We start from the raw sequence: 14,216 nt of genomic DNA, 5'->3' as shown, positions 1-14,216 counted from the left end.
AAAGAGAAAATGAGCTAAAATGAGGGAAGATAAGCAAAGGAGCGTGGAACGATGACAAACGCAACAGAATGTGTTCAAGCAATTCAAGAAAAGCTACATCAAAAGGATCAAGGACAAGAAGAATTTTTACAAGCAATCGATGAATTTATGCCCACAGTAATGTCTTTTTTGGACACTCATCCCGAATATATCGAAAAGAATATTTTAGAACTTTTAACAGAACCAGAAAGAATTATTCAATTTCGAGTACCTTGGCAAGATGATAAAGGAAACTGGCGAGTAAATAGAGGCTATCGTATCCAATACAATTCAGCTATCGGCCCTTATAAAGGTGGATTACGCTTCCATCCCAGTGTCAACCTAAGTATCTTAAAATTTTTGGCTTTTGAACAGATTTTCAAGAATAGTTTAACTGGTCTGCCAATCGGTGGAGGAAAAGGTGGGAGTGATTTCGATCCTAAAGGGAAATCTGATAATGAAATCATGCGTTTTTGTCAAAGTTTCATGTTGGAATTGTCAAAACATATCGGGCCATCGATTGATGTTCCTGCGGGAGATATCGGTGTAGGAGCTAGAGAAATCGGCTATTTGTTCGGCGAATATAAACGATTGAAAAAATATGATACTGGTGTGTTGACAGGTAAACCTCTAGATTTCTGGGGAAGCAAGATACGTACAGAAGCGACTGGATATGGATTAGTGTATTATGTCAAACATCTATTGAACGAAGAAAAAGATTCATTTAATCAAAAAATAGTTTTTGTTTCCGGAAGTGGGAATGTAGCCATCTATGCAATCGAAAAAGTGCAAGAGCTAGGCGGGAAAGTGGTTACATGTTCAGATTCCAACGGGTACATCTATGATCCAGAAGGAATAGATGTGAAACTATTGAAAGAAGTCAAAGAAATCAATAGACAACGTTTGACGGAATACGCGAACCAACGTCCTTCTGCTGTTTATCATGCTGGAGAATCTGTTTGGACATTGAAAGAAAAGGCGGATATCGCTTTGCCATGTGCTACTCAAAATGAAATAGACGAAAGCTTGGCTGAAATCTTAGTAGAAAATGGGATCAAAATCGTAGCAGAAGGCGCTAATATGCCATGTACAGTAAAAGCTGTTTCTGTTCTTCATGAAGCAGACGTGTGGTATTGTCCAGGAAAAGCTGCTAATGCTGGAGGTGTGGCAGTATCTGCTTTAGAAATGAGTCAGAACGCCCAGCGATTGACTTGGGAAAGAGAACAAGTGGATGAGCAGCTGGATCAAATCATGGAAAAGATTTACCATACGTGTCGCCAAACAGCCGCTGAGTATGGCGATGAAAAGAACTTGCTTCTTGGAGCAAATGTTGCTGGATTTGAAAAAGTTGCCAAAGCAATGGCAGCAGAAGGTTTAGTTTAAAAAATGAAACTTTCTTGGAAATATTGTCAGCATTTTGTTTATTTGCTTGAAAAATAATAAAAAAAAACGTAAAGTATTACCTGTAGAGTAAACCTATAAGGAGGAGAACAAATGGCACACATTCATTTTGACTATTCAAAAGTAGCACCGTTTGTCAATGAACATGAGTTAGGGTACATGCAAAGCCAAGTAACAGCAGCCCACAACGAATTACGGGAAGGAACTGGTGCAGGAAGCGACTTCCGCGGCTGGATCGATTTACCAACGAACTATGACAAAGAAGAATTTGCACGTATCAAAGAAGCAGCTAAAAAAATCCAATCTGATTCTGAAGTATTAGTTGTTATCGGTATCGGTGGTTCTTATTTAGGCGCTCGTGCAGCGATCGACTTCTTGAATCACACATTCTTCAATCTATTAGATAGCGACACACGCAAAGCACCACAAATCTTCTTTGCCGGAAATTCAATCAGTTCAACATATATCGCTGATTTGATCGAAGTAATCGGTGATCGCGACTTTTCAGTAAACGTTATTTCAAAATCTGGAACAACTACTGAACCAGCGATTGCTTTCCGTGTATTCAAAGAGCTTCTTGTTAAGAAATACGGACAAGAAGAAGCAAACAAACGTATCTACGCTACAACAGATAAAGCAAAAGGTGCAGTTAAAGTAGAAGCAGATGCAGAAGGTTGGGAAACTTTCGTGATTCCTGATGACATCGGCGGACGTTTCTCTGTATTAACGGCTGTTGGTTTGTTACCAATCGCTGTTAGTGGAGCAGATATTGACGCATTGATGCAAGGAGCTGCTGATGCAAGCAAAGCTTATTCAAGCGACAAACTAGAAGAAAACGAAGCTTATCAATACGCAGCAATGCGCAACATTCTTTACCGTAAAGGCAAAGTAACTGAGTTGTTGATCAATTATGAACCAGGAATGCAATACTTCTCAGAATGGTGGAAGCAATTGTATGGCGAATCTGAAGGAAAAGACCAAAAAGGCATCTATCCTTCAAGCGCAAACTTCTCAACTGATTTGCACTCTTTAGGACAATTCATCCAAGAAGGACGCCGCAACATTTTTGAAACAGTTGTGAAAGTTGAAAAACCTCGTAAATCAATCACGATTCCTGAACAAGCAGAAGATTTAGACGGTCTAGGCTACTTGCAAGGAAAAGAAGTGGACTTCGTAAATACAAAAGCATTTGAAGGAACATTGCTTGCTCATACAGACGGTGACGTACCTAACTTGCTAGTCAAAATTCCAGAAATGGATGCTTACACATTGGGTTACACAATGTACTTCTTTGAAATTGCTGTAGGTATTTCAGGTTACTTGAATGGAATCAACCCATTCGACCAACCAGGTGTAGAAGCTTACAAGAAAAACATGTTCGCACTTCTAGGCAAACCAGGCTTTGAAGACCTTGCGAAAGAATTGAACGAACGCCTGTAAGATAAGGGTTTCTCGCTAGATTTAAAAAATCAGTGATAGAAACATGTTCGCTTCTAAATAAAATTAGTGATAGTTTTAGTGATAGTGAACTTAAAAAAGCACTCAATTTGAGTGCTTTTTTATTTGCTCTTCTATATAGTTTTCTAATTGATTCATTGATCTTTTTTTCACTTCGGGAGAAATATGGGCATAGACTTGTGTAGTAGAAACATCTTTATGACCTAAAAAATCTTTGATATCTTCTAAAGGTATTCCTGCTTGTCTCGTTCTAGCTGCAAAAGTATGTCTACCATCATGCACAGTTATGTGGGGGAGATTGGCACGTTTTTCAATTCTATGAGAAGCACCGTTAACGGTTCGATCTCTTATTGGAATACCTTTATTTTTTCCGTAAGTGTTTATAAAAATAAATGCTTCGTGGTCATCTGTTTCAGGTAAAAAACCAAATTCTTTTATGACTTGATTTCTTAAAGTCAATAAGGCTTTCTTTACTCGTTTTGTCATAGGCAATAATCGTGTACCAGATGGGGTTTTTGTGTCATCTGTAATAATCAAACCTTTGTTAGGTCCTTTTTCAGCAGCCCCAAGGCGTTCACGATTAATATTAAGTGTATTCTGAGAAAAATCAATATCAGCCCATTGAAGCCCTAAAACTTCTGATTTTCGCAATCCCTGATCAAATATAATAAGGAAAAAGGGATACCATATAAATGATTTTTCTTTTTTGGCAAATTCGAGAAATAGTTCAGATTGATCAAAAGTATAATATTTAACTTTCTTTTTATCAGATGGATTTCTTGGAAACTCAACAAAACTAGTAGGGTTATTCTTTATATATCCTAACTGAATAGCTTTTTTGAAAGCATTGCTAAGAGTGGCGTTAATACTTTTGGCTGTTGTTACTGAGAGACCTTCCTTAGTTCTCCCCAAACCCTTTTTAGTAAGTAACTGATTGATGAATCTTTGATGATCAGTTCTAGTATATTTATCTAGTTTATATTTTCCAATATATGGAGTGATGTACATTTTTATATTTGATCTGTGAACAATTCTTGTTCCTTCTTTAACATTCATTTTATAGTTATTAATCCAATCGTCCATAAATTTTTCTATAGTCAAATTTTTAGGGTTATTTTGTGTATATTCTTCTGAAGCTATTTCACCTTCGATAATTTTTGCGAATCTTTCTGCTTCTTCATGACTTTTAAACCCTTTTTTATGAATCTTTTTCTGTAGCTTAGTACCAGGATCAATTCCATTTGATATATAGACTTCATAACGATATTCTTTTGATTTTTTTAAATAGTACTTTTTAATGGAAGCCATTAAAATCAATCCTTTCGTATTTCATTTCTAATAATAAGAATATTTTAGGGGAGGTATGTGATTTGAACGAATATTTAGAAAATCTTCGTATTAACAGAGTTCTTATACGAACTTATGTTCTTTTATATTTAAAAAGAAAAGCCCGAAGGCTGATCTTAAACTATTACAATGCAACTAATTAGGGCCGAGCGTATTGATTCCCTCGAGGGGCACGACTATACCCAGCATTATCAGCATCTATTTGAGTCATATATTGATAATTATTTGGATTTGTAACACGAGAATAGTACTTTCCACTATCTGAACGAGCGAAAACCATACCATTTGCAGCGATAGACCACTGGCCATCAACAGTGTATGAATTATTTTGTTGTTCAGCTTGACGTTGAGCTTCAGCAGCTTGCTGTTCTTGAGCCTGACGCTGAGCTTCAGCAGCTTGTTGCTTTTGTCGTTCTGCTTCAGCTGCCTCATTAGATTTTATAGTTGAATCAACATTGACTAAGCGATTTAATAATTCTTGGTTTCCACCAGGTATAGATTGGATAGCTGATAATGCTGCATTGTAGTTATCTCTAGTTGGATTAGCTTCTGCTTGTTCTAGAATGGTTTTAGCTGTTGAAGTTTTTTGATTAATTTCTTCTTGGCGTTTTTTCTCAGCTTCTTTAGCTTTTTGTTCTTCTTGGCGTTTTTTCTCAGCTTCTTTAGCTTTTTGTTCTTCTTGGCGTTTTTTCTCAGCTTCTTTAGCTTTTTGTTCTTCTTGGCGTTTTTTCTCAGCCTCTTTAGCTTTCTGTTCTTCTTGGCGCTTTTTCTCAGCTTCTTTAGCTTTTTGTTCTTCTTGGTGCTTTTTTTCAGCCTCTTCTTTAGCTTTTTGTTCTTCGGCCTTTTTCTTTTTAGCTAATTCTTTAGCCTTTTTTTCATCTTTTTCTCGGCTTTCAGAAGAGACAGATACACTAGAAGATGAAGATTTAGCGTCTTTGTGTACATCTGCTTGTCCAGTTGTTGGTGGAGCAAGAGCCCCTCCGATTACCATAACTATAAAAGCTACTAGAATTCCAATACTAATCTTTTTCTTTGAACGTTTCTTCTTGGAGAAAAAAGAATATACTAAAAAACATACTCCAAATAGAAAACCAAAGAACCCAACTAAAATTAAAAACGTACTCATTTATTCCTCCTTGTTGAATATATCACTGGGTAAATCAAGTATTTACTCCCACTTGAAGGCAGGTAGTGATAGTCGCCCTTAATAAAGCCTTAACAAAAAGAAAGCCCGAAGGCCAACCTTTTTTAATTAGTAGGGATAGTTTTTTCAAAACTTCCATTATCCATAAAATCTTTCATGATAATAGGAGAACCTGGATAAATAATTTCTACACCAACAACTGCATCAACAGTAGCATCAGGCTTAACATCTGTATCGCCCATCTTTACAAGATCTGGTTTGTAGTCTTGAGGGAACAAGCCATTTGCTCCATTCAATAGTTCTTCGGTTTTATCTGTTTCCTGTATAGGTTTGATTGATGTAGCGAATGCCATCCAAGGACTTTGAGCTTTGTCAGATTTATTAGTATATTGAATTTCAATAGCTAATATTTTTTTATTTGGATCATATTGGCTAGATAATTCTTCAGTGTTTTTTATTACAATCTTTGATGAATCGTCTTCAAAAGTTGTATCACTTGTAGATTTTTCTTCAGTACTTGAATCCATAGAGTTGCTGCTCTCTAAAGTAACCATTGTAGAAGTATTAGTAGTCGTTTTTTTAGGCACATCAGAGTTTGAATCGTTGTTACCACAAGCACCTAATGTGATACTAGAAAACAAGATTAATCCTAACCCAACTATTTTTTTCATATTTTCCTCCAAAAAATAAAATAATTTACTCCCACTTAATGGCAGGTAGTGATAGTCGCCAATTTTAAATTAAAAATCTGTACACGCTTTCAGGTAGCCCATACAAATTTGTTAATTCCTCAACTTTTCTAGGGTATTGATCGTTGTCTTCTTTATAAAGAGAAACAATGAGATTAGCAGCAAAGCAATTCGCTTCGCTTTCTGATTTGCTTCTGGATGTTCGTGTAGATACATAATAGCTAGATAACCCACGATGAAAGATGGCGTGACCAAGCTCATGAGCACAAATGTAAAATCTTTCCTCAGAATCCTTTAATTCGTCATTCAAAAGAATGACAGCACGGCCTAAAATCTCTTGGAATTGACCTTTAGGATCATCAATAAAAGGAACATATTCAATTTGAATGTCCATTTTTTCACAAATATAAAATGGATTAGCGGATTGATACTTCCGCTTTAGGTTTTCCACTAAATTGATAACATCCAATTCCATACCCAATCACTTCTCTTTGTCCTTGTCTTCTTTTTTGAATTTCCAAAACATGCCTGCTAAAACATCTCTGACTCTTTGAAGCTGTTCGGGTGTTAACGTTTCGCCTCCATAAGCCATGTTAGCATTTGATTCAAGTAATTTATCCAGTTCAATCAAATCGTCCTCATTTGCCCATTCCGGAATCGTATTTACATTAACTGGTGAATTCTCTTCAAAATATGATATTGAAACGCCGAGAGCAGTAGATAATTTTTTTAAGGTTTCAAGCGTTGGATCTTTCCGTTCGCCTTTTTCAAATCTTGATATTTGAGAAGCACTCACTCCAGATTTTAAAGCCAACTGGTTAACGCCTAAGCCTCTAGAGGTTCTCAATTTTTTTAGTTTTTCTCCAAACTCCATGATAAAACCCCTTTCTTAATATATGATATAGCCCATAGGCAATAAAATCAAAAAAAATTGCATTTTGGCAATAAAAAGTGTTGCCAAAAGACAAATTTAGTATTATAGTATTGTCATAAGGCAACGGAGGTGTATTAAATGAAAACTTTGCTTAAGCAAGAAAAGCTCTACTCCTTGATGCAATCAAAAGGAGATGATCCATATTCACTTGCTAAAAGAATGAATGTTGCTCCGTCAACAGTTTATAGAATTTTAAACGGAGATCGCGGAATCGGTGGTGAACTAATTCCGAAATTGCTTAAAGCTTTTGATTTATCTGAAAAAGATTTCGATAAGCTTTTTATTTTTAGTGAAGTATTGCCAAAAAACAACAGACAGGAGATTGCCAAATGACACGACAAGAAAAAATAAACATTGTACTTGATGCTAGACCACGATTGGTTCACATCATCAAATGTGCTAACGATGATCAACTTGATCACTTAGTTGTGGAAGTTCAAAAAGAACTTCAACGAGAATTAGATGAAGCGGCTTTTGTTTGATTTATAAATCAATAATATAGGGAATTTGTTCATATTACTATGTGAGCAAATAAGAAAAAGGAGTGGGGAAAATGCTAAAACAATCAGTGGTGATTAGAGAATCATTAGTTGAAGCGATTAATAAGAGTGGTGAAACCAAGAAGGAAATAGCAAGGCAAATCAATGTATCACAACAGTCACTAAGCGATTGGTCAACGCCACATAATACAAAGCCAGTCACACTTGAAAATGCCCAAGCTTTAACTGATCACTTTCGAGATTCTGATTTTACTCTTCAAGTGATTCATGAGTTTTTCGGTCTATTCAAATCAATTGATGGTGATGTTTATAGAAGAGATCCATCTTCATTAGATAAGTTGCAAATGATTGAATCTGGCGAACGTAAACAGAAGAAACAAGAAGTTGAGAAAATTCTTCTCAAACAAGTCAATTATTTAACCGCTGACGATCGTCAACAAATAATCTCATACGCCTATGAGTTTTTAGACGAGATTATGGTTGAAGTAACTCTTATCAGTGCATTATGCGAAATGCTTGGTATCGACATCCGTAAGCTCAGTGAGCAGCGATTATCGTACTGGGTAAATCAAGGATATATGAAAGGAGAGTTAAAATGAAAGTTTCACAAATGGAAAAAGTGGTTCCTTTAGCTCCAAAAAAGAAGCCAAAAGAAAGAGTATGGAAGAAAGCTAAAGATATTGCTGAATATTTCGGTGTCTCAGTAGCTACTATTTCTAAATGGACTAACTCAAAAAATGATCCATTACCTTCCCGAAGAGTTAGAGGTGTTTTGCAATACGATTTCGAGTTAATTAAGGAATGGGAAGAACGCAATACTAATTAGAAAGGAGAATGAAGTAATGAGAACAGTATTTAAAATGACTGTCAAAAGTGCTTTGCTTATGAGCCTAGTAGCAATCGTACTGGCAAGTATTAATCCAGCATATGCACTTATTTATTGGGGAACCTTAGTAGCGGTTACTGCTGTAAGAGAAAGTTTCAAAATGCCAACACAAAAAAGACCGACCAGCGACGGCAATCGCTAATCGGTAACATAACAAAATAACTTAACTGTATTTTAGCACGAAAGGAAGGCTAAAACAATGAATGATTTTGGGCAAGCACTCGATCAATATTTAACGACTCCTGAATGGGGCACGCCACATAAAAAGGAGGAAGACGATGAGTAAATCTACCTTAGAAATGAGCCATCAAGAATGGCTCGAAGACCGTAAGAAAGGTATCGGAGGTTCTGATGTCGGAACGATTTTAGGATTGAATAAGTGGAAATCACCTTATCAACTCTGGCTAGAAAAAACAGGACAAGTCGTAATTGAAGAATCAGAAAATGAACCAGCTTATTGGGGCAATGTCTTAGAAGAAGTCGTTGCCAAAGAATTTCAAGAACGAATAGGCAAAAAAGTACGCAGAAGAAACCAAGTGTTTGAACATCCGTTACATCCATTTTTAAGAGCAAATATTGATCGTGACGTAGTAGGGGAAAACGCCATTCTTGAATGCAAAACAGCTAACCAATTTCTTGGTAAAGAGTGGGAAGGAGAAGAAGTCCCGCTTAGCTATCTCTGTCAGGTTCAACATTATATGAATGTTTTAAACAAAGATTATTGTTATATCGCTGTGTTGATTGGCGGACAAAGATTCATTTGGAAGCGAATTGCGAGAGATCAAGAATTAATCGATACAATTACAGAACGCTTGGTTGAATTTTGGGAAACAAATGTAGTTGAAGGTATCGAGCCTGTAATTGACGGAAGTGAAGCGACTGCTGACTTCTTAAAAGAAAAATATGCAGATGTAGAAGAAAATCAAACAGCTCTACCATCGCGTTTTGATGAACTTATCGAGCAAAAAAGAGAACTCAAACGAACTAAGAAAGAAATTGAATCAGCTATTCGTCAAGTAGACAACGAAATCATCAGCGAGTTAGGAAAACGTGAGGCTAGCATTGGTATCACGCAAAGGAACATCATTAGTTGGAAACTTGTTAGTACTAAACGTATGAATTCGAAGAAACTAGCAGAGAAATATCCAGATATCGCAAGTGATGAAGAAATTTATAGTATTACCAAATCTAGAAGGCTAACAGAAAAGGAGATCAAGTAATATGGCGACGAATGAATCGTTAAAAAACCAATTGGCGGAAAAGCCACAGAAACAAGTTGCACCAGGACAATTAGGGCTAAAAGCTCTTATGAATACACCAACGATGAGAAAGAAATTTGAAGAAGTACTTCATGACAATGCAAATGCCTTCATGTCTAACGTGATGACTCTTGTATCAAATGACAGTTATCTAGCAGATAGCGAACCAATGTCTATCATGAGTGGGGCATTAACTGCTGCGACATTAAATCTTGGACTAGACAAGAATTTAGGATATGCGTATCTAGTCCCATTCAATAGTAAAAACAAGCAAACAGGAAAATGGGAAAAGAAAGCTCAATTCATGCTTGGCTATAAAGGTTATATCCAACTAGCCCAACGTTCAGGTAAATACAAAGCATTAAACGTGATTGAAGTTTACGAAGGAGAATTAAAGAGCTGGAACCGACTAACCGAAGAGTTCGAGTTTGATCCGAACGGCCGAACATCTGACGAGGTCATTGGATATGTAGGTTACTTCGAGTTACTGAATGGATTCAAGAAAACTGTCTATTGGACTAAACAAGAAATTGAAGCACATCGGATTGCTAACAATAAAGATCGCGATAAAACAAAGTTAAGTGGTGTGTGGGCATCTGATTACAATGCAATGGCACGCAAAACAGTCCTGAGAAACCTTCTTTCTAAATGGGGTATCTTATCCATTGAAATGCAAGAAGCCACCACGTCGGATGAGAAAGTCCAAAGAGTTCAAGAAGACGGCAGTATCATTGCTGAAACAGAAGTTGAGGAGGATATTCCTGTAAGAAAAGAAGCAGAAAAAGTAACAGAAGAACAATCAGCATTTGATGAATATAAGGACGCGATGCAAACAACAGAAGAACAAGAATCTTTATTCGATACATCAAATCCACCGCTAAACAAATGATGAGGGAGTTATCTCCCTCTTTTGAGGAGGAAATAGTATGAACAATTACTTTCCTCATGATAGTAACTCTCGTAATTCGGATAAATTACTTCCAGTGAGGATGAAATTTGGCGCCGAAGGTTATGGTATCTATTTTATGATTTTAGAACGTCTCCGTGATGAAAAAAACTACATGAGTGTCAAAGATTACAATATGTTAGCCTTTGACCTTCGTGTAGATGCTGGGAAAGTAAAAAGCATTGTTGAAGACTTTGGGTTATTTGCCTTCACCGAAAATGGTGAGTGTTTCTACTCCGAAGGATTTAATAAGCGCATGGAGATTAAAGATGAAAAATCTAAGAAACGATCCGAAGCTGGTAAAAAGGGCGCTGAAAAAAGATGGCAAAAAAATAGCAATGCTATAGCAAAGCTATTGGCAAATGATAGCAAGGAAAGTAAAGGAAACGAAAGTAAAGTAAAGAAAAGTAAAAAAGATGGTTCTTCTACCACAGACAAAGATTTAACTTCAAGAAGCAGCGCGGTGAGCTATTGGTTGAATCAAGTTAATCCAACAGAAGCCCCAACCATTTTAGAATCAATTGATTTTTGGGTTAAAGATTTTAACGGACAAGAAGACATTGTTGTAACTGCTATTGATGAGATGCTTAAAAACGGGGCAAAAAGCTTTAAATACCTTGAAAAGATATTAAAAACTTGGGAAGAAAATGGCCTAGATTCAGTTGAAAAAGTACATAATTATCTGAATGGTCATTATCAGAAAAAAGCGAAGCCCCAAGGATTTACTCGAAAAGCGAGACGTGAGCCTATACCTGAATGGCTTGATGATCCAGAAGGCTATAACAAACGCAAAGAAGCAGAATACCAGCAAGAATCAGGCGACTTACCATTTTGAGAAAGGAGATTCTATGGATTATCTAAAAATTATTACTCAGCTTGATAAACTAGCACAAAACGAAGTAGCTAAAAATGATCTAATTTTAGCATATAAAGGGTTACAGAAAGAAAAAATAAATAGTTTGCCAAAAGAGCAAGCAGAAAAACGTTTTATTTATTATATGCGTCCATATTTTATTTTTGATCTTTACCCCAGCTTGTATAACAAAAGAAAATGGACTGGTTTAACCTTTGATGACTACCTGAGGGGAATCAACAAAGCGTTGTCTAGTCGTAGCAAGGAACCAAATTATTCTATGCAAGGGATGGTTGTATGAACCTAACCAAAGAAGAAAAAGTAGGTGGGACAGTTGAATAAAGTAGATGTCCCACCTAAGAAGAAACGTCCAAGATATTCACTTGATGATCAAACGATAGAGAAGCTCGAATGGCTTTATGAACAGGATAAAAAAGCCATGAATAAGCGCATCTATCAATCCGATACGTTAACAAAAATCATTGACGATGCATATGCAGTAAGAAAAGCATTTGGTAATTGAAAACAGAAATAATAGGAGGAAACCATAACAGACATTTATTCAGAAAAAAGATAATCAACTAGTGATTATCTTTTAGAAAGTTACCAATTAATTTGATGACATTGCTAGAAAATAAGATAAGAGCAAATCCCAAGATATTTATGAAAAGATTGAAATCTAAAAAAATAGCATTAAGTATAACAATAATCATTCCGGTGTATACCAACATATTGGTGTTAAGTTTGCTGAGGAGTGTCATGTTTTTTCCTCCCTATCACTTTTAGAAAAGTGTATCTCTTATTAAATTTATAGTCAATGTTCAGTAAGTAATGTAATTAAATAATCGATAGAAATAGGGGAATAAGAAATGAAATTGAAAGACGGATTTTATAAAAGTTCATACGGAATCGGAGGATTGATAGCAGATCTTCCCACTAAAAATCCTAAAAAGCACAAGAAATTAAAAGTAAAAGTTGGTAATAAATGTCGCTGCATTCCAAGAAAAGATACCCCTTGGATTTTCTCATTCGTCGGTGAAGTAGAAAAAATTTATAACAATTCAGCAATGATCAAAATTATCTCTACTCACCTCGAAGATGATCATTTAGTTAATTTTTATGGAGGGAGAACGGTTGTTCCTTTGGATAGAATCGGAGTGTTAAGGACATGAGAAACCTCAAAGACTGGTTCGATATATCCAGCGAAGTGCTAGGTTGTACATTTGTCTTTGCACTAATTCTTCTGGCTATAGGGACTTTAGTGAAACTAGCAGTAATTATTCTGCAGGCTATTTTTTAGGAGGAATCGAAATGAGAACAGTCATTCAAGGCAAAGAAATCACAGTAACAATTAAATCGGAGCGAGAATTAGACACACAAGAAATAATTGCAGCACATCAATTGGCTACAGGAAATTTTGAAGCTTTATTTATCAAAGAAGATAGCGAAACAACCAACACTAACAAAGAAGCAAAAACGAAATCTGTTTGAAGTTGTCCCACCGAACTAATGGAAAAGGGAAATTACAGAATCAAACTTCTATCCAAGTTTGTAATTTAATATGAGCTGTTAAAACAAGGTTGAATGTAAAGAATAAATCAAACTCGGAGAAATAATTTGTTGGGGTAGTAAAATAAACTTATTTATATAAGTTTGAGTTTGCAACAGTAAATTACATGGAGATTTTCAAAAATAAAAAGCAACAAACTGTATAGTTCGCTGCTTTGAACCATTAACTTGGTGTCAGGATAAACAAATATCCATAAGTTTTCTTCCTAAAGTTGTAAATTGTATACATTGTTCGTCTAAAACTAGTTTATCGCGTGTATCATATTGTTTACTTATATTTCTTTCGTTTACTTCTATCAACGATAAAAAATCAGGAGAAGATTTTATTAATTCAGATTGCCTGTACCCTGGAGATTGCTTTTCAGTGATATAGAAAGCTGGCTCAATTATTCCAGCTCTTTCAAGTAACGAAATAGTTAACTTATCAATTTTTATAATTTCATCATACCAAAACCAATATTTGCTATCGATGGAGTATTCATGATAATCCTTATCATTACGTAATAGCTCCATCGCAGACACACCTTCTTTATTAGACATTTTTAATTGGAACAGAGGTAAAACTTTATACTCAATTGAATAAAGGATTTTACAAATAAATGCTTCATTTGAGGATAAATTTTTTAAAATATCTGAGAAAGCTGGGGGAATTTCTGTATTAAATCGTTTATCCATGGATTTTGCAATAAGTTTAGCAAACATATCTCTAATTTCATTATCATTTAGTTGGTATTGAGAATCTTCCATAGCTTTCAAAGTAAGACCTAGCTTGGAGTTATCTCTTTCATTTTCAGGTATTAAATTGAAATATTTATTTGTATCTGATGCTAATTTTTTTAATTCAGCTTCTCTAACAATTTGATATTCAATTAAATTAGAAAAAACTTTATTAAAAATACCATTTGCAGCTTTTACTAAGGGAGTTTCTACAATATTTCTACCATCAATATTTATACTAATAAGATTAAATGAATTATCGTTTGCACCTAATTTCATAAATGTATCCCTCCTGTATAAGAATAAAAAAGCCGGATTCATCCGACCTTGGTTAATATTTCTGACACAAGTATTATATCATAATTGGAGGAATCAGAGGATGGTACTTTTCGATGTAAAGAAATATGAGACACCAAGCGCAAAAGATGTTGATATGGACCGCACAAAACATAATGTTGGTGTTTTCCTTTCAGCATATCTATCAGCAAGATGTAG

At 35.5% G+C, this 14,216-nt stretch carries 20 protein-coding genes and 1 pseudogene; 15 read left to right on the top strand and 6 right to left on the bottom strand.

The window, feature by feature from the left end; translation table 11 throughout:
- Positions 1-51: 51 nt before the first annotated feature.
- Positions 52-1,401 (top strand): NADP-specific glutamate dehydrogenase, encoded by a 1,350-nt coding sequence (gdhA, locus tag RWU19_RS01445; protein ID WP_316002566.1) that lies wholly within the window; start codon positions 52-54, stop codon positions 1,399-1,401.
- 111 nt (positions 1,402-1,512) lie between these two features.
- Positions 1,513-2,859, top strand: coding sequence for a glucose-6-phosphate isomerase (locus tag RWU19_RS01440; protein ID WP_002290415.1), 1,347 nt, complete (start codon positions 1,513-1,515; stop codon positions 2,857-2,859).
- 102 nt (positions 2,860-2,961) lie between these two features.
- Here the strand turns inward: RWU19_RS01440 and RWU19_RS01435 are convergent, their stop codons facing one another.
- The 5 genes from RWU19_RS01435 to RWU19_RS01415 all read right to left on the bottom strand — a co-directional run bounded on the left by RWU19_RS01435 (position 2,962) and on the right by RWU19_RS01415 (position 6,931).
- A complete protein-coding gene (locus RWU19_RS01435; protein WP_316002567.1) occupies positions 2,962-4,185 on the bottom strand; it encodes a site-specific integrase in 1,224 nt (407 codons plus the stop codon).
- Positions 4,186-4,363: 178 nt separating this feature from the next.
- Entirely contained in the window at positions 4,364-5,350 is a 987-nt protein-coding gene (locus tag RWU19_RS01430; protein WP_016176547.1) for a hypothetical protein, read from the bottom strand.
- Positions 5,351-5,472: 122 nt separating this feature from the next.
- Positions 5,473-6,039 carry a DUF5067 domain-containing protein gene (locus RWU19_RS01425; protein ID WP_002324932.1) on the bottom strand — a complete coding sequence of 189 codons (567 nt, stop codon included), beginning with the start codon at positions 6,037-6,039 and terminating at the stop codon, positions 5,473-5,475.
- Between the two features lie 64 nt (positions 6,040-6,103).
- Positions 6,104-6,532 (bottom strand): ImmA/IrrE family metallo-endopeptidase, encoded by a 429-nt coding sequence (locus RWU19_RS01420; RefSeq protein WP_002316375.1) that lies wholly within the window; start codon positions 6,530-6,532, stop codon positions 6,104-6,106.
- A 6-nt stretch (positions 6,533-6,538) separates the two neighbouring features.
- Positions 6,539-6,931, bottom strand: a complete 393-nt coding sequence (locus RWU19_RS01415; RefSeq protein WP_002324930.1) for a helix-turn-helix domain-containing protein — start codon at positions 6,929-6,931, stop codon at positions 6,539-6,541.
- 138 nt (positions 6,932-7,069) lie between these two features.
- Here RWU19_RS01415 and RWU19_RS01410 point away from each other — a divergent pair, with 138 nt between their 5' ends.
- The 12 genes from RWU19_RS01410 (at position 7,070) to RWU19_RS01350 (ending at position 12,926) form a co-directional block, all read left to right on the top strand.
- On the top strand, positions 7,070-7,324 hold the full coding sequence (locus RWU19_RS01410; protein ID WP_002309076.1) for a helix-turn-helix domain-containing protein: 255 nt from the start codon (positions 7,070-7,072) through the stop codon (positions 7,322-7,324).
- Complete coding sequence (locus tag RWU19_RS01405; RefSeq protein WP_179131893.1) at positions 7,321-7,473, top strand: hypothetical protein; 153 nt, start codon at positions 7,321-7,323, stop codon at positions 7,471-7,473. The genes RWU19_RS01410 and RWU19_RS01405 overlap by 4 nt, the downstream gene beginning before the upstream one ends.
- A gap of 62 nt (positions 7,474-7,535) precedes the next feature.
- The gene (locus RWU19_RS01400) at positions 7,536-8,090 is read left to right on the top strand and encodes a hypothetical protein (protein WP_081156583.1); all 555 of its coding nucleotides are present in this window, start codon (positions 7,536-7,538) and stop codon (positions 8,088-8,090) included.
- Positions 8,087-8,317: a helix-turn-helix domain-containing protein gene (locus tag RWU19_RS01395; RefSeq protein WP_192205572.1), complete on the top strand. Its 231-nt coding sequence runs from the start codon at positions 8,087-8,089 to the stop codon at positions 8,315-8,317. Before RWU19_RS01400 ends, RWU19_RS01395 begins: the two co-directional genes overlap by 4 nt.
- Positions 8,318-8,333: 16 nt before the next feature.
- Positions 8,334-8,519, top strand: coding sequence for a hypothetical protein (locus RWU19_RS01390; RefSeq protein WP_002290431.1), 186 nt, complete (start codon positions 8,334-8,336; stop codon positions 8,517-8,519).
- Positions 8,520-8,655: 136 nt separating this feature from the next.
- Positions 8,656-9,597, top strand: coding sequence for a lambda-exonuclease family protein (locus RWU19_RS01385; RefSeq protein WP_316002568.1), 942 nt, complete (start codon positions 8,656-8,658; stop codon positions 9,595-9,597).
- Position 9,598: 1 nt separating this feature from the next.
- Positions 9,599-10,525 (top strand): recombinase RecT, encoded by a 927-nt coding sequence (locus RWU19_RS01380; protein WP_316002569.1) that lies wholly within the window; start codon positions 9,599-9,601, stop codon positions 10,523-10,525.
- Between the two features lie 37 nt (positions 10,526-10,562).
- The gene (locus RWU19_RS01375; protein ID WP_316002570.1) at positions 10,563-11,417 is read left to right on the top strand and encodes a DnaD domain protein; all 855 of its coding nucleotides are present in this window, start codon (positions 10,563-10,565) and stop codon (positions 11,415-11,417) included.
- 13 nt (positions 11,418-11,430) lie between these two features.
- Complete coding sequence (locus tag RWU19_RS01370; RefSeq protein ID WP_316002571.1) at positions 11,431-11,736, top strand: hypothetical protein; 306 nt, start codon at positions 11,431-11,433, stop codon at positions 11,734-11,736.
- 24 nt (positions 11,737-11,760) lie between these two features.
- Entirely contained in the window at positions 11,761-11,958 is a 198-nt protein-coding gene (locus tag RWU19_RS01365; RefSeq protein ID WP_316002572.1) for a hypothetical protein, read from the top strand.
- 346 nt (positions 11,959-12,304) lie between these two features.
- Positions 12,305-12,607: a hypothetical protein gene (locus RWU19_RS01355; RefSeq protein WP_316002574.1), complete on the top strand. Its 303-nt coding sequence runs from the start codon at positions 12,305-12,307 to the stop codon at positions 12,605-12,607.
- 139 nt (positions 12,608-12,746) lie between these two features.
- Positions 12,747-12,926, top strand: coding sequence for a hypothetical protein (locus RWU19_RS01350; RefSeq protein ID WP_316002575.1), 180 nt, complete (start codon positions 12,747-12,749; stop codon positions 12,924-12,926).
- 252 nt (positions 12,927-13,178) lie between these two features.
- On the opposite strand, the gene RWU19_RS01345 is transcribed toward RWU19_RS01350, so the two are convergent.
- Entirely contained in the window at positions 13,179-14,000 is an 822-nt protein-coding gene (locus RWU19_RS01345) for a DUF4393 domain-containing protein (RefSeq protein ID WP_316032179.1), read from the bottom strand.
- A 100-nt stretch (positions 14,001-14,100) separates the two neighbouring features.
- Here RWU19_RS01345 and RWU19_RS01340 point away from each other — a divergent pair.
- Positions 14,101-14,216 (top strand): annotated as a pseudogene (locus tag RWU19_RS01340) (ArpU family transcriptional regulator); the annotation flags it as partial.

This window comes from Enterococcus sp. 2STP (genome assembly GCF_032465635.1).
Taxonomy (GTDB): domain Bacteria; phylum Bacillota; class Bacilli; order Lactobacillales; family Enterococcaceae; genus Enterococcus_B; species Enterococcus_B lactis.
The sequence above is the reverse complement of the archived record's forward strand: the minus strand, read 5'-3'. Positions and strand labels throughout refer to the sequence as shown.

Excerpts from the sequence above, each read along its gene's own strand:
- RWU19_RS01425 (WP_002324932.1), bottom strand. The coding sequence starts at position 6,039 with ATGAAAAAAATAGTTGGGTTAGGATTAATCTTGTTTTCTAGTATCACA.
- RWU19_RS01375 (WP_316002570.1), top strand. The coding sequence starts at position 10,563 with ATGAACAATTACTTTCCTCATGATAGTAACTCTCGTAATTCGGATAAA.
- RWU19_RS01405 (WP_179131893.1), top strand. The coding sequence starts at position 7,321 with ATGACACGACAAGAAAAAATAAACATTGTACTTGATGCTAGACCACGA.
- RWU19_RS01370 (WP_316002571.1), top strand. The coding sequence starts at position 11,431 with ATGGATTATCTAAAAATTATTACTCAGCTTGATAAACTAGCACAAAAC.
- RWU19_RS01385 (WP_316002568.1), top strand. The coding sequence starts at position 8,656 with ATGAGTAAATCTACCTTAGAAATGAGCCATCAAGAATGGCTCGAAGAC.
- RWU19_RS01380 (WP_316002569.1), top strand. The coding sequence starts at position 9,599 with ATGGCGACGAATGAATCGTTAAAAAACCAATTGGCGGAAAAGCCACAG.
- RWU19_RS01435 (WP_316002567.1), bottom strand. The coding sequence starts at position 4,185 with ATGGCTTCCATTAAAAAGTACTATTTAAAAAAATCAAAAGAATATCGT.
- RWU19_RS01390 (WP_002290431.1), top strand. The coding sequence starts at position 8,334 with ATGAGAACAGTATTTAAAATGACTGTCAAAAGTGCTTTGCTTATGAGC.
- RWU19_RS01345 (WP_316032179.1), bottom strand. The coding sequence starts at position 14,000 with ATGAAATTAGGTGCAAACGATAATTCATTTAATCTTATTAGTATAAAT.
- RWU19_RS01355 (WP_316002574.1), top strand. The coding sequence starts at position 12,305 with ATGAAATTGAAAGACGGATTTTATAAAAGTTCATACGGAATCGGAGGA.
- RWU19_RS01420 (WP_002316375.1), bottom strand. The coding sequence starts at position 6,532 with ATGGAATTGGATGTTATCAATTTAGTGGAAAACCTAAAGCGGAAGTAT.
- RWU19_RS01410 (WP_002309076.1), top strand. The coding sequence starts at position 7,070 with ATGAAAACTTTGCTTAAGCAAGAAAAGCTCTACTCCTTGATGCAATCA.
- RWU19_RS01395 (WP_192205572.1), top strand. The coding sequence starts at position 8,087 with ATGAAAGTTTCACAAATGGAAAAAGTGGTTCCTTTAGCTCCAAAAAAG.
- RWU19_RS01350 (WP_316002575.1), top strand. The coding sequence starts at position 12,747 with ATGAGAACAGTCATTCAAGGCAAAGAAATCACAGTAACAATTAAATCG.
- RWU19_RS01415 (WP_002324930.1), bottom strand. The coding sequence starts at position 6,931 with ATGGAGTTTGGAGAAAAACTAAAAAAATTGAGAACCTCTAGAGGCTTA.
- gdhA (WP_316002566.1), top strand. The coding sequence starts at position 52 with ATGACAAACGCAACAGAATGTGTTCAAGCAATTCAAGAAAAGCTACAT.
- RWU19_RS01430 (WP_016176547.1), bottom strand. The coding sequence starts at position 5,350 with ATGAGTACGTTTTTAATTTTAGTTGGGTTCTTTGGTTTTCTATTTGGA.
- RWU19_RS01440 (WP_002290415.1), top strand. The coding sequence starts at position 1,513 with ATGGCACACATTCATTTTGACTATTCAAAAGTAGCACCGTTTGTCAAT.